Below are 25872 nucleotides of genomic sequence, written 5' to 3' on the forward strand. Positions count from 1 at the left end.
GCCCGCTCCGCGGCTGCTGGACGGCGGTTGTGCCTCGTGGATGCCATGTCAGCGGTTTCGCCCTGTCATGGGTGAGATACTCCGGAAGCCCGGGGTTCGATCCACGTGCCCCCGTCACATCGCTTCCGCCTGCCACCGCTCAACGGCGACGCTGGATACTCTCACGCGGGCCGACTAGCCTTGGACAATGCCTCGCAAGCTCAAGGTCTACCGGACCCCGATCGGCTTTCACGACGCCTACGTGGCAGCACCCAGCCAGAAAGCTGCGCTCGAGGCCTGGGGCACCGATCGCAATCTCTTCGCCCGGGGGGACGCCGAGGAGGTGGTCGATGCCGAGCTCGTCAAGGAGCCGTTGGCACAGCCGGGAAAGGTGATTCGGCGCTCACGCGGAACGACGGCTGAGCAGATCGCCGCGCTTCCCGCCGATCGGCCGAAGGCTGACGAAGGCCGGACGCGCGGGGACGGTCCGTCGCTAGCGGAAGCTAAAACAAAGGCACCAGGCGCGAAGCGGGATGCGGCGCCGAAACCGAAGCCAAAGCCGAACCGGGATGCTCTCGATCGGGCGGAACAGGCGGTGGCGGAAGCGGAGGAGCGGCACCGTGCGGCGCGCGATCGCCTGGGGGAACGCGAGGACGAACTGGCGCGCGAGCGACGCCGTTTGGAGGCTGATCAGGACAAGGAGCTGTCCGCGCTTCGCCGGTCGGAGGAGAAGCAGCCGAAGACGTACGGCGAGGCGATGTCGAAGTGGCGCGGGTAAATGCGGTCGCGTCGTTGGGTCGGGCCGAGCTCAGGCGCAGCGAGCGGCTCTGCCGGTTAGGCCGTCAGGGCGCCACGCTCTTGGGTGAATCTTGGGTGAAAATGGCGTTTGTTCGGCTCTTGTTCCGTAAAAGCCGGGAATTTACCGGCTGGAAACAAGGCTGTTTTCCTTATACGAGGACTTTGACGCTGCGTTGACATCGCAGGGGTCGCAAGTTCAATCCTTGCCACGCCCACCAGATCAAGCCCGCCAGGTCCACGACCTCGGCGGGCTTTTTCGTGCCCGCAGGCGGCCGGGAACGGGCCGTATGACGCGCGCTGGCCGGGATCGCGGTCCCCATCCCGGCCGGGGCGCGCGCGCAAGCAGGGCCACCTTTCCCGCACACGAAAAAGGGCGCCGCGATCGATCGCGGCGCCCTGAGGGTCGGGACGGGCCGGGAAGGCCGTCAGATCTTGCTGTCGGCGGGCTTCGACTGGAGCTGGATGTAATTCTGGATGCCCATGCGTTCGATCATGTCGAACTGCTTTTCCAGATAATCGACATGCTCCTCCTCGTTATCGAGGATGCGCTTGAACAGGTCGCGGCTGATATAGTCGCGCACCGTCTCGGCATGGGCGATGGCGTCGCGCAGCAGCGGGATGGCCTCGCCTTCCAGCGCGAGATCGGCCTTCAGCACCTCCTCGACGCTCTCGCCGATCTTCAGGCGGCCGAGCAGCTGGAAATTGGGCAGGCCATCGAGGAACAGGATGCGCTCCGACAGCCAGTCGGCATGCTTCATCTCGTCGATCGATTCGTGGCGCTCGTACTCGGCCAGACGCTCGATGCCCCAGTGATCGAGCAGGCGGTAGTGCAGCCAATATTGATTGATCGCGGTCAGCTCGTTCTTGAGCGCCTCGTTGAGAAAGTCGATAACCTTGGGGTCGCCCTTCACGGCTGTTCTCCGTCGTCCATTGGAATTGGACGCTCCAATAGATCAGCGGGACGAAGACTTCCAGTAAAAATGGCGGAAAACAGCCACTTCGCTATTGCGAATAGTTACGCGGAGGCGGACTCGCTGGCGATGATTTCGCGTGCGAATGGCACGCATTGGCCGCAACGCGGGCGGCGGCCCATCGAGGCATACGCCGCACAGGGGGTCGAATGGCCGGCGCGCGCGGCGCTCCGCACGTCCCGTTCCCGTATGGCATTGCAAACGCAAACAACCATCACCGCTCTCCTTGATTCGCAGGAATAGCGTTAGTGAGAGTTACTCGCAATAGCTTTGGTGCGGGTGGTGCGACGAACCGCTCAGCGCAGTTCGCGGCGGATCATCAGCTTGAGCCCCGACCAGACCGAATCGACCGCGCACACCTTCACGTCGATCAGCCCGAGCGGCAGGCAGGCGGCGCGGATCGCATCCTCGCTGATGTCGGTCGGCACTTTCGCGGCCTTCTTCGGCCAGGAAATCCAGACGAAGCCGGCGGGCGCGAGGATCGGCCGCAGGAAGGCGAGCGCGGCATCCAGCCTGGCCCGCTCGGTCACGAAGATGTGGGCGGCGTCGATCGGAGGATCGGGCGTGTGGAGCAGATCAAGCCCGGCATCGCCGATCTCGGCGGCGACGCTTTCGGGCATCCCCTCCCACCACGTCCGCAGCCCCGGCTTGAGGCTGAGCTTTTTGGCGAGCGGGGTTGCGGAGTAACCGGCCATGGGGGCGAGTGTAGCGGGGTTGGGGCGTGGTGCGAAGCCACACACCGTCGCCCCGGCGCAGGCCGGGGCCTCAGGCGGCTGCCACCACCGTCACCCCAAGCCTCCCGAGGCCCCAGCTTTCGCTGGGGCGATGTCCTGCTTTATCGGGGCTCAGATCGCCGCGCCGCCGCCCATAAGCGCCGGGAAGAAGCCCTCGTGCGCCACGCGCAGATCGGCGAGCGGCACCCGTGCGACATCGCCGTCCAGCCCGATGCGGATCGCGTCGCCGCCGGTCTCGCCCAGCCATTGCGTCTCGATGCGGTGTGCCCTGGCAAGCCGGGCGAAGCTGTCGAGGTCGCCGGCCTCCACCGTCACCAGATAGAGGCCCTGATCCTCGCCGAAGAATTCCGCCGTGGGCGCGTGGGTGTCGGTCCAGTCGCAGCCGATGCCGCCCGCCAGCGCCATCTCGGCCAGCGCCACGAGCGTCCCGCCGTCGGACACGTCGTGCACCGCTGTCACCAGCCCCTCGGCGATGGCGGCGCGGATGAATTCGCCCGTCGCCCGCTCGCGCGCCAGATCGACCGGCGGCGGCGTACCGTCCTCGCGCCCCGCGACCTCGCGCAGCCACAGCGACTGGCCGAGGTGGGTGGCCGCGCGGCCGACCCGCATCACCATCTCGCCGGGCGCCTTGAAGGCGATCGTCGCACTCGCCGACCAGTCCGCCAGCAGGCCGATGCCGCCGATCGCCGGGGTCGGCAGGATCGCCGAACCGCCGCCGGTGGCCTTGCTCTCGTTATAGAGGCTGACGTTGCCGCTCACGATCGGGAAATCGAGCGCGCGGCAGGCATCGCCCATGCCGTCGAGGCAGCCCGTCAGCTGCGCCATGATCTCGGGCCGCTGCGGGTTGGCGAAGTTGAGGCAGTTGGTAACGGCGAGCGGCACGGAGCCCACCGCCGTCAGGTTGCGCCAGCATTCCGCCACCGCCTGCTTGCCGCCTTCATAGGGGTCCGCATAGCAATAGCGCGGGGTGCAATCGGTGCTGATCGCGAGGCCCTTGGCCGTGCCGTGGACCCGCACCACCGCCGCGTCGCCGCCGGGGCGCTGCACCGTGTCCGCGCCGACCATGTGATCGTATTGTTCCCAGATCCAGCGCCGGCTGGCGATGTCGGGCGAGGCCATCAGGGTCAGCAGGTCCGCGCCGATGTCGCTCGATTCGGTGATCGTGCCGAGCGGCTTCACCTTGGCCCATGCCTGATAGTCCGCCTTGGACGCCGCCGGGCGGTCGTAGAGCGGGGCGTCGTCGGCCAGCGGCCCGAGCGGGATGTCGCACACCGTCTCGCCATCGAACTTCAGCACCATGCGGCCGGTTTCGGTGACATGGCCGATCACCGCGAAATCCAGCTCCCACTTGCGGAAGATGGCCTCGGCGAATTCCTCGCGGCCGGGCTTCAGCACCATGAGCATCCGCTCCTGGCTCTCCGACAGCATCATCTCATAGGGCGTCATGCCCGTTTCGCGCTGGGGCACGGCGTTCATGTCGAGTTCGATGCCGACCCCGCCCTTCGACGCCATCTCGACCGAGGAGGAGGTGAGGCCCGCCGCGCCCATGTCCTGAATGGCGACGATCGCGTCGGACGCCATCAGTTCCAGGCACGCCTCGATCAGCAATTTCTCGGTGAAGGGATCGCCCACCTGCACGGTCGGACGCTTCTCCTCGGACTTCTCGTCGAAATCGGCCGAGGCCATGGTGGCGCCGTGGATGCCGTCGCGCCCGGTCTTGGAGCCGACATAGACGATCGGATTGCCGATGCCGGAGGCCGCCGAATAGAAGATCTTGTCCTGATCGGCGATGCCCACCGTCATCGCGTTGACGAGGATGTTGCCGTCATACGCCTTGTGGAAATTCACCTCGCCGCCGACGGTCGGCACGCCGACGCAATTGCCGTAGCCGCCGATGCCGTGGACGACGCCCGCGATCAGATGCTTCATCCGGGGATGATCGGGCCGGCCGAAGCGCAGCGCGTTCATGTTGGCGATCGGCCGCGCGCCCATGGTGAACACGTCGCGCAGGATGCCGCCCACGCCCGTCGCGGCACCCTGATAGGGCTCGATGTAGCTGGGGTGGTTGTGGCTCTCCATCTTGAAGATGGCGGCTTGATTGTCGCCGATATCGACCACGCCGGCATTCTCGCCGGGGCCACAGATCACCTGGGGGCCGGTCGTCGGCAGCTTCTTCAGGTGGATGCGGCTCGATTTGTAGGAGCAATGCTCCGACCACATGACCGAGAATATCCCCAGTTCGACCAGATTGGGCTCGCGGCCGAGCGCGTTGAGCACCCGATCATATTCATCCTGCGACAGCCCGTGTTGGGCGACGATCTCGGGGGTGATGGCGCTCATGGCGCGGGCCGATAGCGGATGGCGGCGATATGAACCATCCATAAACGTGCCGTTCCCGCCCCGTTCAACGAACTTGGCCTAAGCAACCGTTCGGGATCGCTGGGGTTGATACCAGCAGTATCTGCAGGATTTCGAGATGAACGCGTTTCTGAAGGGCGGCATCGCCGCCGTCGCGCTCGGCGCCAGCACGCTGGTGGCCATGGCGCCCGCCGATGCCCAGCGCTGGGGCCGGGGCGGCTATTACGGCCGGGGCTATGGCGGCCATTATTATCATCGCGGCGGCGGCCGCACGGGCCTGGCGATCGGCGCCGGCATCCTCGGCCTGGCCGCCGGCGCCGCCATCGCCAGCAGCAACGCCAATCGCGGCTATTATGGCGGCGGTGGCGGCAGCTACGGCTATTACAACGATCCCTACGTGGAGGATTACAGCTACCGCGAGGTCTGCCGCGTGAGCCGCGAGTGGGATCCCTATCGCGAACGCTATGTGCGGGTCCGCTACTGCCGCTGAGGCGATGGCCAGCACGCGAGAAAAAAGGGCCGGCGGAGCGATCCGCCGGCCCTTCATGTATCGGATGACGCGGGCGTTACGCCTTGCAACTCTGCGACGGCTTGCCCGGCTGGGTGATGTTGGTGATGGGCGCGTTGCCGCCGACCGAAAAACCCTCGGTCACGAACGCCTCGCCCACGGCCGGGGCCGTCAGCTTGGTGGGCATGCCGTCCTTCTCGGTGCGGATGTTGGCGGTCAGCTTGTCGCCGAAGAAATCGACGTAGACCAGGCTGGTGTCCTTGCAGCGGTAGGTGCGGCTCGCCTCGATGGCGGGCGGCAGCGTCACCGGCGCGGCATCGGCGGTGTTGAGCGCGGGATCCTCGACCGACGCGGCATTGGTCGTGGTTTCGGGTTTGCTGCCGCAAGCGGCGAGAACCAGGAGGGCGCACAGGGGCGCGGCGGCGATGAAGCGGGTTTTTTGCATGGCGGCACGACTTGTTGCGGCGCACACCGAAACCGTCAAGGCCTTGTTACGCAGACGCAACAACGATTGATCGCATAAGTTGGGCGGGTCACCCGTTTTCGCATGAAACCGATCAGGCGGCCCGCCGCATATGCGTCGCGAGGAGGGCGCGGGCCTGCCGCTGGGCATCCACCACCTCGCGCGCGCTCATCTCCTCGGCGATCTCGCCGCGACATTCGGCGGCGCGGGCGTGGCCCATGGCGGCGGCGATGTTGAACCATTTGTGCGCCGCGACAAGATCGACGGCGATGCCGCCGCTGCCGGTGGAGCAGGCCATGCCCAGATCGAAGCACGCATCGGGATCACCCGCTTCGGCATAATATTCCCGGCGATCGAGCGCCTGCTGGCGCATGGTCTCGTGTGTCATGGTGATGTCCCGTCCCGCGGCACGATCATCTGGCCCATTCGCCGATCCCTGCCGTCAGGTTGGTTAACGGCACGCTCGCCAAAGGATTGAGGGGCTAACCCACAGTTTTATCGGGCGGCGCGGTTGCTCCCCCCTCGCCCCTCGGACATAAGCGGGCGAAGTTTTCACGAGATCACGGAATCCATGAGCCGAGCGCATCTGATCGTCTTCGCCAACGAGAAGGGCGGATCGGGCAAATCCACAACGGCGGTGCATGTCGCCGTGGCGCTGGCCGCCGCCGGCCGCCGGGTGGCGGGCATCGATCTCGACAGCCGCCAGCGCACCTTCGCGCGCTACATCGAGAATCGCGAGGCGACGATGCGGCGCGAGGGCGTGCAGCTGCCCATGCCGCGCCACGAGACGTTCGATCCGATGAAGAGCGCCCAGCCGCTCACCGAGCGGCTAGACGAACTGATGGGCCAGTATGAGATCGTCGTGATCGACACGCCCGGCCGCGACGACGTCCACGCCCGCGCCGCGATCGAGCGCGCCGACACGCTCGTCACGCCGATCAACGACAGCTTCATCGATCTCGACCTGATCGGCCAGGTCGATCCGGTCACCTATGCGATCAAGCGCCCGAGCTTCTATGCCGAGGTGGTGTGGGAAGCCCGCAAGGTGCGCGCGCGCACCGATGGCGGCACGGTCGACTGGGTGGTGCTGCGCAACCGCCTCCAGCATCTCGAGGCGCGCAACATGCGGCGCGTGGCGGCGGCTCTGGGCGATCTGTCGCGCCGGGTCGGCTTCCGCGTGATCCCCGGTCTGTCCGAGCGCGTGATCTACCGCGAGCTGTTCCCCAAGGGCCTCACCCTGCTCGACCTGAAGGCGATCGGCGAGGATGCCGGCATCGCCCACATCGCCGCCCGTCAGGAATTGCGCGAGTTGGTCGCCAGCCTCGCGCTGCCCGATCTCAACCTGGCCGAAAAGCCCGGATCGCATGGTCCGCTGGAGATGGTCGCGCCGTGAAGGTCGTCCTCGTCCTCGCCGCCCTCGCCCTCTATTGGGCGTGGAAGAAGCGGGAAACGCAGGCGCTGCGCATCGGCGACGTGGCGGCGGTGGTCGCCGCGATCATCGGCGTGCGCTTCGGCATGAAGGGCCAGATCCCGCTCGCCCTGCTCTCGATCGGCGGCGCGGGCTGGTGGTATTGGTTCCGCAAGAACGAGGCGCCCGACAAGCCCCTCCGCGCCGATCGCGCCCCGCCCGCCATCGGCGGCATGTCGACCGAACAGGCCCGCGCCGTGCTGGGCGTCAGCCGGCTGGCCGACGAGGACGAGATCCGCGCCGCGCACCGCCGGCTGCTGCTGCGCGTCCACCCCGATCTGGGCGGCACCGCCGACCAGACCGCCGAAGCCAATGCCGCGCGCGATGCGTTGATCGTCAGAAGGACGTGAACCCGTAACGATTTCGCGCGTAGTGCGTCCGCAGATTCCATCGGAGACAAAGAGACATGAAGCTCAGCTCGCACCGTTTCGACCCCACCTCGCTGCGCGAATATGACATCCGCGGGATCGTCGGAAAGTCGCTCGGCGACGAGGACGCCTATGCCATCGGCCGCGGCTTCGCGACCTTCGTGCGCAAGGCAGGCGGTACGCGCGTGGCGGTCGGCTGGGACGGCCGCGTCTCGTCGGAACATCTGCGCGACGCGCTGGTCGACGGGCTGACGCAGGGCGGCCTCGATGTCGTCCGCACCGGCCTCGGCCCCACGCCGATGCTATACTATGCCGAAGCCACGCTGGAAGTGGATGGCGGCATCCAGATCACCGGCAGCCACAATCCGGCCGAATATAACGGCTTCAAGATGGTCCTCCAGCACGGGCCGTTCTTCGGCGAGGACATTCAGGCGATCGGCAAGCTGGCCGAGACGGGCGACTGGTCCGAGGGCGAAGGCCAGGTCACCGATTTCGATATCGAGGACGATTACGTCAACCGGCTGGTCGCGGGCTATGCCGGCGGTGAGTTCAAGATCGGCTGGGACAATGGCAACGGCGCCGGCGGGCGCGTGCTGGAGAAGCTGGTGAAGCTCCTCCCCGGCGAGCATCACGTCCTCTATGCCGAGATCGACGGCAGCTTCCCCAACCACCATCCCGACCCCACCGAGGAGAAGAACCTCGCCGACCTGAAGAAGCTGGTCGCCGAGAAGAACCTCGATTTCGGCATCGCCTTCGACGGTGACGCCGATCGCATCGGCGCGATCGACGGCCTCGGCCGCGTCGTGTGGGGCGACCAGATCCTCTCGATCCTGGCCGAGCCCGTCCTGCGCGAAGTGCCCGGCGGCACGATCATCGCCGACGTGAAGGCGAGCCAGGCGCTCTACGACCGGGTCGCCGAACTGGGCGGCACGCCGCTGATGTGGAAGACCGGCCACTCCCTCATCAAGGTCAAGATGAAGGAGACCGACAGCCCGCTCGCCGGTGAGATGTCGGGCCACATCTTCTTCCGCCATAATTGGTACGGCTTCGACGACGCGCTCTATGCCGCCGTCCGGCTGATCCAGGCCGTGCGCGTGCTGGGCGGATCGCTGACCGCGCTGAAGGACAAGATGCCCGCGCTGGTCAACACGCCGGAGATGCGCTTCCAGGTGGACGAGAGCCGCAAGTTCGCGGTGGTGGACGAAGTTCTCGACCGGCTCGAGAAGGCCGGCGCGGACGTCAACCGCACCGACGGCGCCCGCGTCAACACGCCCGACGGCTGGTGGCTGCTCCGCGCCTCCAACACGCAGGACGTGCTGGTCGCCCGCGCCGAAGCCAAGGATCAGGCCGGGCTCGACAAGCTGCTCGGCCAGATCGACGAGCAGCTCGCCCTCTCCGGCCTCGTGCGCGGCGAGCAGGCGGGGCACTGATAACATCCGTCGCCCCGGCGCAGGCCGGGGCCTCAGGAGGCTGTCACGACGTCGCCCCCAGCCTCCCGAGATCCCGGCCTGCGCCGGGATGACGCTATCGGGGCGTCACACATTCCGCGATCATCCCGACCGCATCGCGCCACGCACATTCCCCCGCCGAAAGCGGCCGGTGGAACGCCAGCGGTGCCGCCAGGAAGAAATGGCCCAGCGCGAGCGCGGCGACGATGATCGTCAGCCGCTCGCGCCAGCGGCCGCTGAGATAGGCCAGTGCCATCACCGCCAGCGCCTGCCCCGCCACCAGCGCGATCATATGGTGGTAGAGGTACATCACCCGCGTTTCGGCCAGCCACAGGTGCAGCAGCATCGTGCCGCCCCATAGCAGCAGCAGCGCGGCGATCAGCGGCGCGTCGCGGGTGGTGGCGCGGCGGGTGGCGAGCAGGCCGATGCCCTCGACCACGCCCGCCAGCGAGGCCAGCCAGGCGATCAGATTGGGGGTGAGCGCGAGATAGGCGACCTTCGCGCCCTCCGCATCCCAGCGATAGGTAATCGGGCGCTGGCCGATCAGCCATTCGGCGGGCACCGAGCCGTTGGCATCCTCGCGCGGGGTGCCGGCGAGGTCGGCGACGATATAGCGGCGGTAGCTTTCGAGCAGGGCGAGCATCACCCGGCCGGACATGTCGCGCTCATGATCGGCCCATTGCCGCGCCGTCTCGGTCATCGCCCGCCGATCCGCGTCGCCCGCCGCCGTGCCCGCGATCGGCGGCTGGCGGCAGGTGGCGAGCCACAGCATCGCGACCACCAGAAAGGCGACGACCGCGCCGCCCGCGATCCGCGACGCCGCCGCCACCGCCTCGGCCCGGCCGTCGCTGCGCAGCGCCAGCCCGATCGGCACCAGCGCCGGCAGCAGCAGGATCAGCGCATTGGCGCGCACCAGCGTGGCCGCCATGATCGCCACCCCCAGCCCTATCTCCGCCCCACGCGACCGCGTGCCGCAGGCGCGGACGAGGCACAGCAGCGCCGCCAGCACGAACATCAATTGGAAGGGATCGAGATGCCCCGCGCGGAACTGCGCGATCAGCGCGGTATCGAACAGGGTGAGCGTGCTGGCCAGCAGCCCGGTCCACAGGCTGCTCGTCAGCGCCACGACCAGCAGGAAGAACAGCCCCGCCGCGATCACGCCGGCCAGCGCGGCGGCGTGGCGCGGGCCGGAATAACGGTAATCGGCGGGCATCGCCTCGGCCGCGATGCTCTTCACCGCCGCCATGTGGCGCTGGTCGATCGTCTCGTTGCCGCCGGTCAGCCAGTCCCCAGCGGCGATCAGCATCAGGCCGAGCGGGGGATGCGAGGCGAATTGCGCCTGCCCCGCCTCGGTGCGGGCGACGGCGGTGAGATAATAGCTTTCGTCCCAGATGGGCGCGCGGATGCGGCCGAGCCCGGCGAACATCAGCATGGTGGCCACCGCCATCACCAGCCCGGCGCAGGCGGCCGTGCCCGCGATGCCCGGCCGGTGTTCGAGACTCACACGCCGGCGCGGCTCATTGGCGGGCGATGCTCCGGCGCTGGCAGAGCAAGGCGGCGACCATCCCGGCCGCGACCGCAGCCGGGGCCGCAGCGCCGCCCACGGCCGACGTGCCCCAGGCCACGCCCAGCCCCGCCGCGACGGCGCCGGCCGGCGCGATCAGGCGGATCGGGTTGAGGCGGCCGAACTTCTTTTCGGCCAGCAGCGACAGATAATCGAACACCACGCCCGCGCCGAGCTTGCTGGCGCCATGCTTGCGCATCGCGAACACCAGAGGCACCTCGCGGATGCGGAGCGGCCGGGCGCTCGTCAGGACGATGTCGAGCAGGATCTTGAAGCCCTTCCCCGAAAGATGCGGCACCGTGTCATCCAGCACGCGCCGGCGCAACATGAAGAATCCGCTCATCGGATCGGACAGGCCCTTCGTCGCGCGCGAACGGCACAGGCCGGAGGCGACCCGGCTGACCAAAGCGCGGCCCGCGCCCCATTCGCCGATCGACCCGCCCGCGACATGGCGGCTGGCGACGACCAGCTCGGCGCGATCCTCGCGCACCAGCGACAGCATGGAAGGCAGAACGGCCGGATCATGCTGGAGATCGGCATCCATCACCGCCAGCACCGGCGCCGACGAGGCCAGCATCCCTTCGATACAGGCCGAGGAGAGCCCGCGCCGGCCGACGCGGCGGATCACTCGCACGCGCCCGTCGCGGCGACCGATCGAGCGGACATGATCGGCGGTGCCGTCGGGCGAATCGTCGTCGACGACGATCATCTCCCAATCGATGCCGACGAGCGCCTCGCCCACGCGCGAGACGAGTTCGTCGATATTCTCGCGCTCGTTATAGCTGGGCACGACGATCGTGAGTTCGGCGGCGCGCGGCGCGGGACGAAACATCTCGCGGATGTCGTAGGCAGCCGTGCTGCTCCAATTGGCCCGGTCCAGCATCAGCGCGCGATCCCTATCGTGTTGGTGGCGGTATATCCGGCGGCGACGCTGCCGCTCATGGTCATCTGCATCTGGGCGAGTTGCGCGGCGCTGTTGTCGCCGAACACATTGTCGCTGGAAAGCGTCACCCGCGCGAGGTTGGTGACGCTCGTGCTGTAGCCGGTCGCGCCCGCATAGACCGTCGAGCAGATATCCCGCGGCGGATAGATCTGCGTGATTAACAAGGCGTTACGCCCGCTCGTCGCGGCCGAGAGGCTCGCGAAGATCTCCAGATGGATGTGCGGGAAGCGCCCGTCGTAGCAGCCGGGGAAGATGGTGGTGAAGGTGACCTCGCCATTCGCGTCGGTCACCTGGATGCCGCGCAGATAGCTTTCCGCCGGCACCGAATAGAGCGAGTAGAGCCCGGCCCGGTCGCAATGCCACAGATAGATGGCATAGCCCGAGAGCGCCGCGCAGCCCGCGCTGGTGTTGACCAGCTTCAGCTTCAAGGTGACCTGCACGCCCGCCGCCGTCGTGGTCGAGCTGATGAAGCTCGACCGGATATCCGATCGCACCGCCCCGCCCAGGGTCAGCACGTTGCTGCTGCCGCCGCTCGCGGTGTTGGTGCCGTCCGCCGGATAAGGCCCGTTGGTCTCCGACGCATCGGCGACGCAGGTGCCGCTGGCCGAGGAGGAACTGGACGACGACGAGCTGCTGCTCGAGCTGGAGGAACTGGAGCTGGACGAACTGGTGCCGGCGGTCGACACGGTCGAGACCGACCCGCCGCCACCGCCGCCGCAGCCGGTGACGAGCGCCGCCGTGCCCGCGCTGGCGAACCAGGCGAGCGCCTTGCGGCGCACGATCATCTGCGCCGCCATCCGCTGCATGTCCTCGGCCAGGCCGCTGCCATGATGCACGTCGGTCGAACCCTCACCCATTCCCAAACCCCCGATGACGCCGGATCGCGATGATCCGGCCTGTCACGGCGGAGTGGCCGTCCCGTTTTGCGCTGGAATTTCGGCTTCTTGACCGAGATGTTACGCTGCCCACGCAAGCATGACGGTGCCGATCGGCGATTACCTCAGCGGCTCAGCGGACGAACTGGTTCATTTGCGGGATAATCTGCACAGCTCGCCAGAATGTCCCCGTTGATGGGCTCAGCGCTGCACCGCGTGAACGAACATATACCCTTCGTTGCGCACGGTGCGGATCAGCTCGCCGCCCGCCGCGCCGGAGAGTTTGCGGCGCAGGCGGCTGATCTGCACGTCGATCGCGCGATCATAATGGTCGCTGTCCGATCCCCGCGCGAAATCGAGCAATTGGTCGCGGGTCAGCACCCGGCGGGGATGTTCGACGAAGGCGCGCAGCAGCCGGAACTCGCCATCGGACAAGGTGAACGGCGCGCCATCGGGGTCGCTCAGCGAGCGCGACTCGACATCGATCCGCCAGCCCGCGAAGCGCCAGCCGGCCTCGTCCCGTGCCGCCACCGGCTCGACCGGATCGACATCGTTGGCCGCCACCGACCGCTCCGCCCGGCGCAGCACGGTGCGGATGCGCGCCAGCAATTCGCGCGGGTTGCACGGTTTCGCCAGATAATCCTCGGCCCCCATCTCCAGCCCGACGATGCGGTCGACATCGGTGCCCACCGCCGACAGCATGATGACCGGCGGGCCGTCGTCGCCCTTCTGGAGCCGGCGCAGCGCGGTCAGCCCGTCCTCGCCGGGCATCATCACGTCCAGCACGATCAGGTCGTAGCGGCGCTCGGCCAGCATCCGCCGCATCTCGGCCGGGTCGCCCGCCGTATCGGTCTGGTAGCCGTGCTTGGCGAGGAAGGAGGACATCAGCGTCCGTATGCCCGTGTCGTCATCGACGATCAGGATGCGGGTGGCGAGGTCCATGGGCGCGAGAATGGCGTTCATCCTTTGCGAATGCCAGCCCCGCCGTACCGTGATATGTCGGGCACCGCCTGGCCGGCTGCAACAAAGCTGAAATCTTCCCGCAAGGCGTGTGCGTGATAGTGCAACCTCCACGACTCACAGGAGACGGATCATGGCGGGTCTGACGCTCTTTCACCGGGTGATCGATACGCTGGCGACGGCGCTGGGCGACGTGGCGCGCGCCCCCGGCATCGCCCGCCCCGAACCGGCGCGCGAGACCCGCGACAGCCATTTGCCGCGCCCCGCCGACCTGCTGTCCGTCTCCACGGATTTCGACCGCTTCCGGCGATGATCCGCCGATGAGCCCGATCGCCGTGCTGCGCGGCTGGCGTGGGCCGTCGCTCGCGCTCCAGATCCTCGCGCTGCTGCTGGGCGGGCTGATCGTCGCGCAGATCGTGACGCTGTTTCTCACCCTCGTTCTGCCCCCCGCCCCGCCCGCGCAATATAATATGCGCGACATTGCGGCGGCGCTGGGCGGCGACGAGCGCGCCAAGCTCACCCGCCTCGTCCGCCCCGGCCCGCCCGATCTCTCCGGCCCCGGCTGGCTCGGCTCGGCCCGGTCGAGCGAGGAACTGGCCGGGCTGCTCGGCGCCGATCCTGAGGACGTGCGCCTCGCTTTCTACACGCCTTTGCCCTTCGCCGGCACCGCCGGGCCGCCGCCGGGCGTGATCCCGGCGTCCTTCCTCGCCTTCGCGCAGGCGGGGCCGGGCGGGGGCATGGGCCTGCCGCAAGGCGCGGGGATGCCGGGCGGCGGCTTCCCCGGCGGCGGCCTGCCGAGCGGAATGCCCGGCGGCGGCTTTCCGGGCGGCGGTCAGGGCGGCTTCCCCGGCACCGGCACCTTTCCCGGTCGCGGCGAGGGCGGCGGCTTCCCCCGCTCGGGCGAGGCGCGCACCGGCGGCGACTTCCCGGGCGGAGCGGTGCGCCAACAATTCCCGCGCGGCGGCGGCCAGCCCGGCGGGATGGGCGGCATGCCCGGCGCGGCCGGCGGCCCCGGCGGCAATCCGGGTGGCACGGGCGGCGGCATCACCACGCAGGGCGCGGGCGCGCCGATCCGCGTCGGCCAGCCGCGCGCCACGGTCGGCCCCAACGGCCCCGTCCTGCAAGGCGGGCGCGCGCCCACGATGCAGCCCGCGCCGCAGATGATGCCGCCGATGATCCGCGTGCCCGTCGCCAGCGACATGCCGCGCGCACCGGTCGAGACGCGCGACACGCAGGCCGCCCCGCCGCCCGCGCCGCGCCGCCCGATCCCCGAGGAGGAGGCGCCGGTCCAGACCGTGACGCGCGCACCCGCCGCGCCCGAGCGCAGCGCCGTGGTCGCCGCACCGCCGGTCGTTGTCTCCACCCCCGCCGCCGAGCCAGCCCCGCGCACCGCCGTCCGCGAACCCGCGCCGGTCCGCGCCGAGCCCCACGCCGTGCCGATCGCGCGCCCGTCGAGCGCGCTCTTCGGCCTCGCCCCCGCGCCCTTCGTCGAGGGCGATTTCGTCGCCGCGCGCCGGCTGGCCGACGGGCGCTGGGCGGTGGTGCAGCCCGCCGCCGAGGGCTTCCCCAATGCGTGGCAGCGCCGCGTCGGCCTGTGGTTCCTGATCGCCTTCGCCATCGTCGCGCCGCTCGGCTGGATGTTCGCCCGCCGCCTCTCCGGCCCGCTCGACCGCTTCGCCGACGCCGCCGCGCAACTGGGCCGCGATCCCTCCGCCGCGATCGTCGCGCTCGATGGCCCGGCCGAGATCGGCCGGGCCGCCCACGCCTTCAACCTGATGCAGAACCGGCTGCGCAGCTTCGTCGACGATCGCACCGCGATGGTCGGCGCGATCAGCCACGATCTGCGCACCCCCCTCACCCGCCTGCGCTTCCGCATGGAGGAAGTGGAGGACGACGCCATGCGCGACGGGATGCTGGAGGAGGTCGTGGAGATGGAGGAGATGATCGCCTCGGTCCTCGCCTTCATCCGCGATGCCTCCACCCCCGGCGTGCGCGAGCGGCTCGACCTGCGGACGCTGGTGGACGACGTGGCCGAGGATGCCGCGATGGTCGGCGGCCACGTCACCGTCGAGGCGACGATGCCCGCCACCGTCGAGGTCGACGTGCTGGGGATGCGCCGCCTGCTGGCCAACCTCGTCGAGAATGCGCTCAAATATGGCGAACGCGCGCGCATCCGGCTGGAGGTGGGCGAGGAGGAAGCGATCGCCGCCGTGATCGACGACGGCCCCGGCCTGCCCGACGAGGAACTGGAACTGGTGTTCCAGCCCTTCTACCGCACCGCCGCCGCCCGCGCCTCCGACGCGCGCGGCACCGGCCTCGGCCTCGCCGTCTGCCGCTCCATCGCCCGCGCCCACGGCGGCGACGTGCGCCTGTCGCGATCGGCGGAAGGCTTCAAGGCCGAGGTGCGCGTACCGCTGGTGTATGAGAGCGAGCGGCTGGCGGCTTGAACGCTCCGTGCTCCGGCGAAGGCCGGAGCCCAGGGTTACAAAGCGCAGCGCTTGGGGCTCTGGGCTGTGGCCTTCGCAGGAGCACGGCGGCCTACTTCTTCCCCTTCCCGTTCGCCGCCACCGCCGCCTGCATCAGCGCCACGAACGCCGCCTCGTCCACCATCTCCCCCTCGCGCAGGTCGATCGCGCGGCGGGCGTTGCCGTCGAGGCTGGCGTTGAACAGGCCGGCCGGATCGGCGAGCGACGCGCCCTTCATGAAGGTGAGCTTCACCACCGCCTTGTAGCTCTCGCCCGTGCACAGAATGCCGCCGCGCGACCAGACGGGCACGCCGCGCCACTTCCACTCCTCGACCACGTCGGGCACCGCTTGGTGGATCAGCGCGCGCAGGCGGCCGAGCGTCTCGCCGCGCCAGTCGGCCAGCTCGCGGATGCGATCGTCGATCTTCTCGGATGCCGGTCCGTCGTCCGCCGTTCCTGTCATCGTCGCCCCTCCAGGTCGCGGCCTATCCTATCGCGATACGCCAGGCAAAAAAGGGCGATCGTTACGCCGTGCAACATGGCGAAATGCGGTCGCAACACGGCCGGCCGATCTCCGCTCCCGAAGGAGACAGCCCCATGTTTCACCAGCCGATCCCCCTGCCCGCCACCGCCCCCGTCCCGATCGACGAACATCGCCACCGCCCGCGCTATTCGACGGTGAAGCAGGATGGCGTGTTGCGGCGGGGCACCTGCTACATCTGCGGCGCGAGCATCGCGCGGACGGAGGCCACGCGGATCTGGTTCCAGACGGGCGCGATGGGGTGAGCATCGTCATTGCGAGCGTAGCGAAGCAATCCAGGTTCCGCCGCTGGATTGCTTCGCTACGCTCGCAATGACGGGGTAAGGGTAGAGCGCCCGACTACACCCACTCGTCCCGCACGCTGGCATCCGGCTCCAGCTCCAGCCGCAATATCCGCTCCCGCTCGTAATGCAGCGGATCGAGGCGGCCCAGCGCCCATGCCGCCGTACCGCGCACCACCGGCGCGGGATCGTCGAGCAGCGCCGCCACCGGCGCCGCCAGCGCATCCAGCCCGCTGTTGCCCGCCCCCACCAAGGCGTTCCGCACCATTCGGTCCCGCCCGATGCGCTTGATCGGCGAGCCGGCGAAGACCGCGCGGAAACCCGCGTCGTCCAGCGACAGCAGGTCGCCGATCTCGGGCGCGGCCAGTTCCGCCCGCGCGTGGAAGGCCTGCGCCGATTGCGCCGCCTCGGCGAACTTGTTCCACGGGCACACCGCCAGGCAATCGTCGCAACCATAGACGCGGTTGCCGATCGCCTCGCGGAATATCGCCGGAATCGGCCCCTTATGCTCGATCGTGAGGTAGGAGATGCAGCGCCGCGCATCGAGCTGATAGGGCGCGGGGAAGGCGTCGGTCGGGCAGGCGCGCTGGCAGGCGTCGCACGATCCGCAGCGGTCGCCGCCGGCGGGATCGGGCGCCAGATCGAGCGTCGTCATGATCGCGCCCAGCAGCAGCCAGCTGCCCGCCTGACGGCTGACGAGGTTGGTATGCTTGCCCTGCCAGCCCAGCCCCGCCGCCGCGGCCAGCGGCTTTTCCATCACCGGCGCGGTATCGACGAACACCTTCACGTCGCCGCCGGCCCGCTCGACCAGCCACCGCGCCAGCGCCTTCAGCGCGCGTTTCACGACATCATGATAATCCTGCCCCCGCGCATAGGCCGAGAAGCGGCCGATCGCGGGCTCCGCGCCCAGCTTCATGGGGTCTTCGGCCGGCGCATAGCTCATGCCGAGCATCACCACCGATCGCACCTCGGGCCAGAGCGCGGCGGGGCTGCCGCGCTGGTGGCTGCGATCCGCCATCCACCCCATCGACCCATGCGACCCCAGCGCCAGCCATTGCGCCAGCCGCTCGGCCGCGCCGGGAATGGCATCCGCCCGCGCGATGCCGCACTGGACGAAGCCCAACGCGCCGGCCTCCGCCTTCAAAGCGGCCTCGATCGGGGGATTGGAAGAGGGATTGGACGGGGGGCGTGTCACGTCTATCGCATAGCACGAGTATCGGGAGTTGCGCGTGGGATTGGCGATCGAGGCCACAGGCTTGGTCAAACGCTTTGGCGAGGCCATTGTGGTGCGCGGCATCGACCTGTCGGTGGCGCAAGGCAGCATCTATGGCGTGCTCGGACCCAATGGCGCGGGCAAGACGACGACCTTGCGGATGCTGCTCGGCATCATCGATCCCGATGCCGGCACGCGTACCCTGCTGGGCCATGAAGCGCCGATCGAGGCGGCATCCCAGGTGGGCTATATGCCGGAGGAGCGCGGCCTCTATCCGGCGATGACGCCGCGCGAGGCCATCGCCTTCATGGGCGCGCTGCGCGGCGTGCCGCTGGCCGAGGGGCGCCGCCGCGCCGATGGCCTGCTCGCCGATGCCGGGCTGGCCGAGAGCGCCGCCAAGCCGATCCGCAAACTCTCCAAGGGCATGGCGCAGACGGTGCAGCTGCTCGGCACGATCGTCCACCAGCCCGACCTGATCGTGCTGGACGAGCCTTTCTCGGGCCTGGACGCGGTCAATCAGGCGCGGCTGGAGGAGCTGATCCGCGCGCAGGTGGCGCGCGGCGCGACGGTGATCTTCTCGACCCATGTGATCGCCCATGCCGAGCGGCTGTGCGAGCGCATCGCCATCATCGCGCGCGGCCTGGTGCGGTTCGAGGGGACGGTGGAGCAGGCGCGCGAGAAGCTGCGCCCCCGCGTCCGCCTCGGCACGCGCGCGGAGGACGGGCCGTGGCGCGCGGCGCTGCCGGCCGATGCCGCGCGGATCGACGGCCTGTGGCAGTTCGACCTGCCCGACGGCGGGGTCGAGCCGCTGCTGGCCGCGCTGATGGCGGGTGGCGCGGGCATCGAGACGCTCTCGATCGAGCGCCCCGGCCTGCACGACGCCTTCGTCGCGATCGTCGGCGAGGCGGCGGCGGGGGATGTCGCGCCCGCCCCGGCCGACGAGGCGGCGGCATGACCCGCTTCCTCGCCGCCGCCTGGGTGATCGCCCGGCGCGACTATGTCGCCAGCGTCTTTTCGCGCAGCTTCCTGTTCTTCCTGATCGGCCCGCTGCTGCCGATCCTCGCCGGGGTCGGCACCGCCAGCCTCACCGCCGCCGGCGACCGCGCCGCCGATCGCGAGGTGGTCGCGGTGCTGGCGACCGGCGGCGAGGCGAAAGCCATCGGCGATGCCGCCGCGCGGCTGGAGGGCGGGCTCGGCCAGCGGCGGATGCCGCAGCTTCGCATCCTGCCGCCCGATCGCGACGTCTGGCGCCAGACCCGCGCGCTGCTGGGCCAGCGGGAGGGCGCGCCGATCGCGGTGGTGGCGGGCGGGCTCGCGCAGCCGGCGCTGTTCGGCACGCAGGCCGCGCTCGACGATCTGGACGGGCGGATCGGCCTGCTGCTCGATGTCGCGCGCGAACGTCACAAATTGGGCGCCAGCGCCCCGCCGAGCCCGCCGCTCACCCGCCATGCCATCGTCCGCGCCGAGCCCCAGAATGACCGCGACGGCACGCGCACGATCGCCCGCACCGCGCAGGTGGTGCTGTTCATGCTCGTGCTGCTGCTGTCGGGCATGCTCGCCTCGAACATGATCGAGGAGAAATCCAACAAGGTGATCGAGATATTGGTCGCGGCCGTGCCGGTCGACGCGATCTTCGCGGGCAAGCTGGCGGCGATGCTGGCCATGTCGCTGACGGGCATCGCCGTGTGGGGCGCGACGGGCGCGCTGGGGATGCTGCTGCTGAGCGCCGGCGGCTTCTCCGGCCTGCCGGCCCCGGCGCTGGGCTGGCCGCTGTTCGCCTTGCTCGCCCTGCTCTACTTCGCGGCAAGCTATCTGCTGGTCGGCGGGATCCTGCTGGGCATCGGCGCGCAGGCCTCCACCCCGCGCGAGGTGCAGACGATGACCATGCCGTTGACGATGGGACAGGCGCTCGTCTTCGGCCTCGCCTCGGCCGGCGCCGGCCAGCCCGACGGCCCGATCGGCCTGGCCGCCGCGATCTTCCCTTTCTCCTCCCCCTTCGCGATGCTGTCGCGCGCGGCGCTGCTGCCGGGCCTGTGGCCGCATCTGCTGGCGCTGGCGTGGCAGGCGGCGTGGCTGGCGCTGATCGTCACCATCGGCGCGGGCCGTTTCCGCCGCAACGTGCTGCAATCCGGGCCGGCGAAGCCGTGGCGATGGGCGGCGTGGCGGCGCGGATAGCCGCCGGTCGCGACCTGATCGTATCGCTAGGGCAATGAATAAACAGCATATATTTTCCGGTCACGGACATTCGCGCGCTCCCGCCCGTTAGGGTTAACATCAGTAGGAGTGAGCGTATGAATGTGTCCCAGTTTTGGAAGGCTACCGTCCTGAGCCTCGGCCTCGTGGCCGTGACCTCGGTCCTGGCGACCCAGTATCAGGTCAAGAAGATCAGCGAAAAGACCACCGCCGACCGACAGATCGCGCGTGCGACCGCCTTGCACGAGCAGCGCGACGCCCTGCTGTCCGACGCGGCTCCGCCGCAAATCGACACCCGCCTCGTCGGCTGATAGCAGGGGCGCCGACAGCCCTTCGACTTTCGACGGTCTACTGCGGTGTTCACGCGGGCATGACGGCGAAACGATCAAATTGGGATTAGCGGCGCCGGATACGACCTTCATGGCCAGCCGCCGGTTCGGGGGAAAGGCCGACCGGCGCTACCATGCAAGGCAAGACTACCGCTTCAACCACGCCGGCGCCGGCAGGCCCTTCGCCGCCAGCCACGCCGGATTGAACACGGTCGACAGATAGCGCATCCCCGAATCGCACAGGATGGTCACGATCGTGTTGCCCGGCCCCATCTCGCGCGCCAGCGCCATGGCGCCCGCCACGTTGATGCCGGAGGACAGGCCCACGCACAGCCCCTCGTCGCGCAGCAGGGCGAAGGTCTGGGCCAGCCCTTCCTCGTCCGAGATGCGGAACTGGGTGTCGATGGGGGCGCTTTCGAGGTTGGCGGTGATGCGGCTCTGGCCGATGCCTTCGGCGACCGAGCTTCCGTCCGCCTTCAGCTCGCCGTGGGCGAAAAATTCGTAGAGCGAGGCGCCGTGCGGGTCGGTCAGGCCGATCACGATGTCGTCGCGAAATTCCTTCAGGCCCAGTCCCACGCCCGCCAGGGTGCCGCCGGTGCCGCACGAACAGGTGAAGCCGTCGATCCGGCCGCCGGTCTGCTCCCAGATTTCGGGCGCGGTGCCGCGGATGTGGGCCATGCGGTTCGCGGTGTTGTCGAACTGGTTGGACCACAGCGCGTTCGGCGTCTCCTCGGCGATGCGGCGCGAGGTGTGGACGTAGTGCGCGGGGTTGGAATAGGCGGTCGGCGCCACCTCGATAAGCTCGGCGCCCAGCGCGCGCAGCGTGTCCTTCTTCTCCTGGCTCTGCGTCTCGGGGATCACGATGATCGTGCGATAGCCCTTGGCATTGCCGACCAGCGCCAGGCCGATGCCGGTATTGCCCGCCGTCCCCTCGACGATGGTGCCGCCCGCGATCAGCTGCCCGCGCGCCTCGGCATCCTCGATGATGTAAAGCGCCGCGCGATCCTTCACCGAACCGCCGGGGTTCAGGAACTCGCACTTGGCGAGGATTTCGCAGCCGGTCGCTTCGGACGGGCCATGCAGGCGGACGAGCGGCGTGTTGCCGATCAGCGAAAGCGCGTGGGGGTGGACGGGCATGGGCGCTGGGTTAGGCGGCGGCGCGCATCGGAGCAAGCAACGTCAGCTACTGCGCGGCGCACCGTCTCTTTGCACGGCGAGCGCATAAAGCGAATAATAGGCCGATCCGATCAGCACGGCGATGCCGCCGACGAGCAGCGAATCCACCACGATCGCCGCCCAGATGGTGGCCGTTGAGGCGCCCATCGCCCCATAATTCAGCGCGTAATGCAGCGCGAGGCCGGGCAGATAGGCGCCGATATACAGGCCCAGGCGGGCGAACAGCGCGCGGCGCGAGGCGGCGATCGAGCGGCCGGCGGTCATGTCCGGGTCGCGCGCGACGAGGCCGACGAACCAGGGCGCCAGCAGCACCGCGACGCACAGTGACAGGATCATCAGCACGACGGCCACGATCCGCATCGTCTCCGGCCCCGGCCCGATCAGCAGCGCCAGCAATTTGCTCAGCGCGAACAGTACCACCAGCAGCCCCACCTGCGTCATCAGCAGCACGCCGACGCCGAGCGCGAAGGCGGCGTCGAGCGCGTAGGCGGCGCGGGGGTCGTTGCCGAAGCGCCAGTAGCGCGCCGAGAGCAATACCACGGCGAGGATCGCGATCACCTTGACCGCGCCAAGGATCATGCGCGCGGGCGCCGAGGCGGCGGTCGCGGCCCCGCCGGCGACGAACATGCCGGCGTGCAGCTCGACGACATGCTGGGCGAACTCCGCGACGACGGGCAGCGCGAACAGCAAGGGCATCGCCCGCGCGAAGGGGATCACCCGCCCATAGACCTCGCCCAAGCCCGCCATGCCGTCTCCCTCCCGCTTTGCCGCCAGACTAAACGGCCCGGTGGCGTGGGCAAGCCGGTTGATGCCCGGCCGCCGAGCCGCCAAGGATGCGGGCGATGGACCGCCTGCCCAACCTCGTCGCGCGCGGCCTGTCGATCGGGGGGCATCCGGCTCTGCTGGTGCCGGGCTGCGCGCTGGCGGCGCTGGCGGCGCGGGGTGGATCGGCGGGGATGATCCTGCGCTTCGGGCTCATTCTCGGGTTGCTGGCATTGGTGCTGATGGGCTGGTCGTGGTGGCAGGTGCGGCGCAAGCGGTGGCAACATGTCGATGCCAGCCGGCCGGTCGAGCGGCGGCGGCTCAACCTGTTCGCGATTGCGCTGTTCGGGGCGGGCGCCGGGGGTGCGCTGATCGGCGGCGCGCCCGATCTGGCGCTGGGGCTGGTGGGCGGCATCCTGATCCTCGCCATCGCGCTGGTCACGAGCCGCTGGTGCAAGCTGTCGCTCCATGTCGCCTTCGCGATGCTGGTGGTGGCGATCGGGGCGTTCATCGCACCGTGGGCGCCGGTGGTGCTGCTGGCGCTGGCGTCGGCGATCGGCTGGGCGCGGTTGCGGCTGGGGCGGCATGGCCCCGTGGACGTGATCGCGGGCGCGCTGGCCGGTGCGCTTGCGGGGGTAGTGACGGTCTCAGGCCACGCTTTCCTGCAAGCGGGGCTGTAGCCCCAGCCGCCGCTTGATCGCCCCGCGCACCCGCCCGGTTTGGGCTTCGGTCACGCGGGAGAAGAAGGCGGCGACGATCATGCAGACCAGCGCGATCGCGAGGATCAGGCCGACGCTCGCCGCGCCAAAGGGCAGGCGGCCGCTCAGGATCGACGAGGCGAGCAAAGCCGCGATCGGATAATGGATGGCGTAGAGCGAGAAGCTGCTCGCCGCCCCGTAGCGCGCCAGCGGCCCGATCGGCAGCGCGATGCTCGGCGGCGCCCATAGCAGCATCGCCAGTAGCAGCGCGAAGCCCGCCCCCAGCAACAGATCGATCGGCTCGCCGACGAGGCCCATCCGCGCGACGAGGATGGCGGCGGCCATCAGGATCGCGCCGACGAGGCCGGCCCCCCGCGCCGCCCCGATGCCGGCGACCGGATATCGCTGCCGCGCCAGATACAGTCCGGCTCCCATCAGCCAGCAGCCGAAACCGATCAGCATCGCGGGGTACAGGATCGCCAGCAGCAGCGACGGGATCAGGATCGAGACCCGGCGGCGCAGCGCCAGCACGATCACCGGATACCAGAGATAATACCAGAATTCGTAGGCCGTGCTCCACAGCGGCCCGTTGCTGCCGATCGGCGGCACGACGATCTTCTGGAGGAAGGCGAGGCTGCCGAGGATGTTGGCCGCGCCGAGATTGTCCGCCGCGTCGAGGATGCTGTGCGTGCCCCATTCGCCGACATAGAGCGCCGGGCCGTTGAGCCGGATGCCGATCGTGTCCAGCAACCATGTCAGCGCCACGGTGGGCACGATCACCATCCACAGCCGGCTCAGCCGATCGACCAGATAGTCACCGGTGTCGAGATCCGCGCCGCGCGCTGCGACCGTCTTGGCGATCCAGAAACCCGACAGGACGAAGAAGAGGATGACCGCCTGATGGCCGAAACCCGTGACGACATAAAGCAGCCGCGCAACGGCCCCGCCGCCCGGCCAGTCCAACAGCACGATATCGCGCACATGGCTGATGACGACGAGCAGGGCCGCGAGCGCCCGGATGGCGTCCATGACGACGAAGGTCTGCGTTGCCGCTGCCTCTGGCGCCCAGCCTTTCCCGCCCATCCCGTTCCCCCGACCGTGGCCGGCAGAGCAGGCCGACAGGTCGGGCTATTATACGAATTTTACGTAATATGCGCGATCAGATCGGCGACCAGGGCTCCGCCGCTTCCTCGGCGTCCGTCTTGGCGACCGGCGCCTCGATCGGGCCGAGGATGTCGATCATCCGGTCCAGCACCTCGTCCACGCCGGTGCCGGCGGCGCCCGACAGGATCATCGGCTCCTGCCCGCACAATTTGGCGAGCTTCTTGGAGAGCTTCGCCAAGGTCTTGGCATCGACCGCGTCGGATTTGTTGAGCGCCACGATCTCGGGCTTCTCGACCAGGCCCGCGCCATAAGCGTCGAGTTCGCCGCGCACGATCTCCCACGCCTCGATCGGGTCGTCGCCGCTGGCGTCGATCAGGTGGAGCAGCACGCGGCAGCGCTCGACATGGCCGAGGAAGCGATCGCCGATGCCGGCGCCGTCGGCCGCGCCCTCGATCAGGCCGGGGATGTCGGCGATCACGAATTCGCGATTGTGCCGCCTCGCCACGCCCAGCTGCGGGCGGACGGTGGTGAAGGGATAGGCGCCGACCTTGGCATGGGCGTTGGTGACGGCGTTGATGAAGGTGGACTTGCCCGCGTTGGGCAGGCCGACCAGCCCGACGTCGGCCAGCAGCTTCAGCCGCAGCCAGACCCACGCCTCCTCGCCCGGCCAGCCGGTGCCATGCTGGCGCGGGGCGCGGTTGGTGGAGGTCTTGTAGGTGGCGTTCCCGCGCCCGCCGTCGCCGCCGCGGAAGAACACGACCTTCTCGCCGGGGGTGACGAAATCGGCCAGCACCGTCTCGCGATCCTCGTCGGAGATGATCTGCGTTCCCACCGGCACCTTGATGACGAGATCCTCGCCCCCGCCGCCGGTGCGGTTCGATCCCGATCCGCCCTTGCCGCGCGGGGCGCGGAAATGCTGAGTGTAGCGGAAGTCGATGAGCGTGTTGAGGCCGGCGACGGCTTCAAAGATGATGTCGCCGCCCTTGCCGCCGTTGCCGCCGTCGGGGCCGCCATATTCGATGAACTTCTCCCGCCGGAAGCTGACGGCACCACCGCCGCCCGCGCCGGAACGGATGAAAATCTTGGCCTGATCGAGAAAATGCATGGCGCGCGATATAGCGATTGGGGCGAAAAGGTCACCCCATGGACGATATCGTCACTCAATCGTCACCCCGGCCTTGTGCCGGGGTCCACCCGCATGCCGGGCACCGCGCCTGTCGCTCGCGGTTCGATTGGGGGCCGGTGGACCCCGGCACAAGGCCGGGGTGACGACCACGGATCGTCATTTCAGCGTCTTCAGATACGCCACCACATCGGCCCGCGCCTGCGGATCGTTGATCCCGCCGAACGACATGAAGGTGCCGGGCAATTCCTCGCGCGGGTTGCGGAGGTAGGTGAAGAGGCGCTGCTCGCTCCACACCACATGGCTGGCGCGGTTGGCGGGGGAATAATGGTAGCCGGGAACCGTGCCGGCGGGCCGATCGACCACGCCGAACAGGCTGGGACCGGCGAGGTTAACATCTGGCGCGAGGCTGTGGCAGGTGCGGCAGGCGGCGAAGACGGTCTGGCCGCGCGCGGCGTCGCCCTTGTAGGCCGAGAGCTTGGCGGCGCGGGCGAGCTTGTCGTCAACTTGCGGGGCCGGGGAGGAGCAGGCGGCCAACGCCAACAACCCA

The 25872-nt window shown here is 69.2% G+C and carries 29 protein-coding genes; 12 read left to right on the top strand and 17 right to left on the bottom strand.

Annotated elements, in window-relative coordinates:
• The first annotated feature begins 187 nt into the window (after positions 1 to 187).
• Positions 188 to 757, top strand: coding sequence for a hypothetical protein (locus PQ455_RS13770; RefSeq protein ID WP_273686664.1), 570 nt, complete (start codon positions 188 to 190; stop codon positions 755 to 757).
• 445 nt (positions 758 to 1202) lie between these two features.
• Here the strand turns inward: PQ455_RS13770 and bfr are convergent, their stop codons facing one another.
• The 4 genes from bfr to purL all read right to left on the bottom strand — a co-directional run bounded on the left by bfr (position 1203) and on the right by purL (position 4822).
• Complete coding sequence (bfr, locus tag PQ455_RS13775; protein ID WP_273686665.1) at positions 1203 to 1688, bottom strand: bacterioferritin; 486 nt, start codon at positions 1686 to 1688, stop codon at positions 1203 to 1205.
• A 104-nt stretch (positions 1689 to 1792) separates the two neighbouring features.
• Complete coding sequence (locus tag PQ455_RS13780; RefSeq protein ID WP_273686666.1) at positions 1793 to 1963, bottom strand: (2Fe-2S)-binding protein; 171 nt, start codon at positions 1961 to 1963, stop codon at positions 1793 to 1795.
• A gap of 81 nt (positions 1964 to 2044) precedes the next feature.
• A complete protein-coding gene (locus tag PQ455_RS13785; RefSeq protein WP_273686667.1) occupies positions 2045 to 2443 on the bottom strand; it encodes a hypothetical protein in 399 nt (132 codons plus the stop codon).
• A gap of 150 nt (positions 2444 to 2593) precedes the next feature.
• Entirely contained in the window at positions 2594 to 4822 is a 2229-nt protein-coding gene (purL, locus tag PQ455_RS13790; protein WP_273686668.1) for a phosphoribosylformylglycinamidine synthase subunit PurL, read from the bottom strand.
• Between the two features lie 136 nt (positions 4823 to 4958).
• Here purL and PQ455_RS13795 point away from each other — a divergent pair, with 136 nt between their 5' ends.
• The gene (locus PQ455_RS13795; protein ID WP_273686669.1) at positions 4959 to 5330 is read left to right on the top strand and encodes a hypothetical protein; all 372 of its coding nucleotides are present in this window, start codon (positions 4959 to 4961) and stop codon (positions 5328 to 5330) included.
• Between the two features lie 76 nt (positions 5331 to 5406).
• On the opposite strand, the gene PQ455_RS13800 is transcribed toward PQ455_RS13795, so the two are convergent.
• Both PQ455_RS13800 and PQ455_RS13805 read right to left on the bottom strand, forming a co-directional pair.
• The gene (locus PQ455_RS13800) at positions 5407 to 5793 is read right to left on the bottom strand and encodes a hypothetical protein (protein ID WP_273686670.1); all 387 of its coding nucleotides are present in this window, start codon (positions 5791 to 5793) and stop codon (positions 5407 to 5409) included.
• Positions 5794 to 5905: 112 nt separating this feature from the next.
• A complete protein-coding gene (locus PQ455_RS13805) occupies positions 5906 to 6199 on the bottom strand; it encodes a hypothetical protein (protein ID WP_273686671.1) in 294 nt (97 codons plus the stop codon).
• Positions 6200 to 6382: 183 nt separating this feature from the next.
• Here PQ455_RS13805 and PQ455_RS13810 point away from each other — a divergent pair, with 183 nt between their 5' ends.
• Genes PQ455_RS13810 through pgmG form a run of 3 tightly spaced genes read left to right on the top strand, consistent with a single transcriptional unit; the run spans position 6383 to position 9077 of the window.
• Entirely contained in the window at positions 6383 to 7204 is an 822-nt protein-coding gene (locus tag PQ455_RS13810; RefSeq protein WP_273686672.1) for a division plane positioning ATPase MipZ, read from the top strand.
• Positions 7201 to 7629, top strand: a complete 429-nt coding sequence (locus PQ455_RS13815; protein ID WP_273686673.1) for a J domain-containing protein — start codon at positions 7201 to 7203, stop codon at positions 7627 to 7629. The genes PQ455_RS13810 and PQ455_RS13815 overlap by 4 nt, the downstream gene beginning before the upstream one ends.
• Before the next feature lie 56 nt (positions 7630 to 7685).
• On the top strand, positions 7686 to 9077 hold the full coding sequence (gene pgmG, locus PQ455_RS13820) for a phosphoglucomutase/phosphomannomutase PgmG (RefSeq protein WP_273686674.1): 1392 nt from the start codon (positions 7686 to 7688) through the stop codon (positions 9075 to 9077).
• 94 nt (positions 9078 to 9171) lie between these two features.
• Here pgmG and PQ455_RS13825 read toward each other — a convergent pair whose 3' ends face one another.
• The 4 genes from PQ455_RS13825 to PQ455_RS13840 all read right to left on the bottom strand — a co-directional run bounded on the left by PQ455_RS13825 (position 9172) and on the right by PQ455_RS13840 (position 13440).
• The gene (locus PQ455_RS13825) at positions 9172 to 10599 is read right to left on the bottom strand and encodes a phospholipid carrier-dependent glycosyltransferase (RefSeq protein ID WP_273686676.1); all 1428 of its coding nucleotides are present in this window, start codon (positions 10597 to 10599) and stop codon (positions 9172 to 9174) included.
• A 13-nt stretch (positions 10600 to 10612) separates the two neighbouring features.
• A complete protein-coding gene (locus PQ455_RS13830) occupies positions 10613 to 11542 on the bottom strand; it encodes a polyprenol monophosphomannose synthase (RefSeq protein WP_273686677.1) in 930 nt (309 codons plus the stop codon).
• On the bottom strand, positions 11542 to 12459 hold the full coding sequence (locus PQ455_RS13835) for a dioxygenase family protein (protein WP_273686678.1): 918 nt from the start codon (positions 12457 to 12459) through the stop codon (positions 11542 to 11544). Before PQ455_RS13835 ends, PQ455_RS13830 begins: the two co-directional genes overlap by 1 nt.
• 219 nt (positions 12460 to 12678) lie before the next feature.
• On the bottom strand, positions 12679 to 13440 hold the full coding sequence (locus PQ455_RS13840; RefSeq protein ID WP_273686679.1) for a response regulator: 762 nt from the start codon (positions 13438 to 13440) through the stop codon (positions 12679 to 12681).
• Positions 13441 to 13570: 130 nt separating this feature from the next.
• Here PQ455_RS13840 and PQ455_RS13845 point away from each other — a divergent pair, with 130 nt between their 5' ends.
• Complete coding sequence (locus PQ455_RS13845) at positions 13571 to 13750, top strand: hypothetical protein (RefSeq protein WP_273686680.1); 180 nt, start codon at positions 13571 to 13573, stop codon at positions 13748 to 13750.
• 7 nt (positions 13751 to 13757) lie between these two features.
• Complete coding sequence (locus tag PQ455_RS13850; protein WP_273686681.1) at positions 13758 to 15884, top strand: ATP-binding protein; 2127 nt, start codon at positions 13758 to 13760, stop codon at positions 15882 to 15884.
• 91 nt (positions 15885 to 15975) lie between these two features.
• Here the strand turns inward: PQ455_RS13850 and PQ455_RS13855 are convergent, their stop codons facing one another.
• Positions 15976 to 16365: a DUF1801 domain-containing protein gene (locus PQ455_RS13855; RefSeq protein WP_273686682.1), complete on the bottom strand. Its 390-nt coding sequence runs from the start codon at positions 16363 to 16365 to the stop codon at positions 15976 to 15978.
• Positions 16366 to 16499: 134 nt separating this feature from the next.
• Here PQ455_RS13855 and PQ455_RS13860 point away from each other — a divergent pair, with 134 nt between their 5' ends.
• A complete protein-coding gene (locus PQ455_RS13860) occupies positions 16500 to 16688 on the top strand; it encodes a hypothetical protein (protein WP_273686683.1) in 189 nt (62 codons plus the stop codon).
• Between the two features lie 94 nt (positions 16689 to 16782).
• Here the strand turns inward: PQ455_RS13860 and queG are convergent, their stop codons facing one another.
• The gene (queG, locus tag PQ455_RS13865) at positions 16783 to 17919 is read right to left on the bottom strand and encodes a tRNA epoxyqueuosine(34) reductase QueG (RefSeq protein ID WP_273686684.1); all 1137 of its coding nucleotides are present in this window, start codon (positions 17917 to 17919) and stop codon (positions 16783 to 16785) included.
• A gap of 61 nt (positions 17920 to 17980) precedes the next feature.
• Between queG and PQ455_RS13870 the strand changes: the two genes are divergently transcribed.
• The 3 genes from PQ455_RS13870 (at position 17981) to PQ455_RS13880 (ending at position 20441) form a co-directional block, all read left to right on the top strand.
• Positions 17981 to 18892: an ABC transporter ATP-binding protein gene (locus PQ455_RS13870; protein ID WP_420542786.1), complete on the top strand. Its 912-nt coding sequence runs from the start codon at positions 17981 to 17983 to the stop codon at positions 18890 to 18892.
• Positions 18889 to 20112, top strand: a complete 1224-nt coding sequence (locus PQ455_RS13875) for an ABC transporter permease (RefSeq protein ID WP_273686686.1) — start codon at positions 18889 to 18891, stop codon at positions 20110 to 20112. The genes PQ455_RS13870 and PQ455_RS13875 overlap by 4 nt, the downstream gene beginning before the upstream one ends.
• A 116-nt stretch (positions 20113 to 20228) precedes the next feature.
• Positions 20229 to 20441 (top strand): hypothetical protein, encoded by a 213-nt coding sequence (locus tag PQ455_RS13880; protein WP_273686687.1) that lies wholly within the window; start codon positions 20229 to 20231, stop codon positions 20439 to 20441.
• A 165-nt stretch (positions 20442 to 20606) separates the two neighbouring features.
• Here PQ455_RS13880 and PQ455_RS13885 read toward each other — a convergent pair whose 3' ends face one another.
• Both PQ455_RS13885 and PQ455_RS13890 read right to left on the bottom strand, forming a co-directional pair.
• Entirely contained in the window at positions 20607 to 21596 is a 990-nt protein-coding gene (locus PQ455_RS13885) for a cysteine synthase A (RefSeq protein ID WP_273686688.1), read from the bottom strand.
• A 42-nt stretch (positions 21597 to 21638) separates the two neighbouring features.
• On the bottom strand, positions 21639 to 22382 hold the full coding sequence (locus PQ455_RS13890) for a hypothetical protein (RefSeq protein ID WP_273686689.1): 744 nt from the start codon (positions 22380 to 22382) through the stop codon (positions 21639 to 21641).
• Between the two features lie 95 nt (positions 22383 to 22477).
• On the opposite strand from PQ455_RS13890, the gene PQ455_RS13895 reads away from it, so the two are divergent.
• Positions 22478 to 23077, top strand: a complete 600-nt coding sequence (locus tag PQ455_RS13895) for a phosphatase PAP2 family protein (RefSeq protein WP_273686690.1) — start codon at positions 22478 to 22480, stop codon at positions 23075 to 23077.
• On the opposite strand, the gene PQ455_RS13900 is transcribed toward PQ455_RS13895, so the two are convergent.
• The 3 genes from PQ455_RS13900 to PQ455_RS13910 all read right to left on the bottom strand — a co-directional run bounded on the left by PQ455_RS13900 (position 23045) and on the right by PQ455_RS13910 (position 25865).
• Complete coding sequence (locus tag PQ455_RS13900; RefSeq protein WP_273686691.1) at positions 23045 to 24178, bottom strand: acyltransferase family protein; 1134 nt, start codon at positions 24176 to 24178, stop codon at positions 23045 to 23047. The two genes, PQ455_RS13895 and PQ455_RS13900, sit on opposite strands and share 33 nt — an antisense overlap.
• Positions 24179 to 24254: 76 nt before the next feature.
• A complete protein-coding gene (gene obgE / locus PQ455_RS13905; protein ID WP_273686692.1) occupies positions 24255 to 25304 on the bottom strand; it encodes a GTPase ObgE in 1050 nt (349 codons plus the stop codon).
• Between the two features lie 177 nt (positions 25305 to 25481).
• Positions 25482 to 25865 carry a c-type cytochrome gene (locus PQ455_RS13910; protein ID WP_273686693.1) on the bottom strand — a complete coding sequence of 128 codons (384 nt, stop codon included), beginning with the start codon at positions 25863 to 25865 and terminating at the stop codon, positions 25482 to 25484.
• Between the last annotated feature and the right edge of the window lie 7 nt (positions 25866 to 25872).

The sequence above is a fragment of the Sphingomonas naphthae genome (assembly GCF_028607085.1).
GTDB lineage: Bacteria > Pseudomonadota > Alphaproteobacteria > Sphingomonadales > Sphingomonadaceae > Sphingomonas_Q > Sphingomonas_Q naphthae.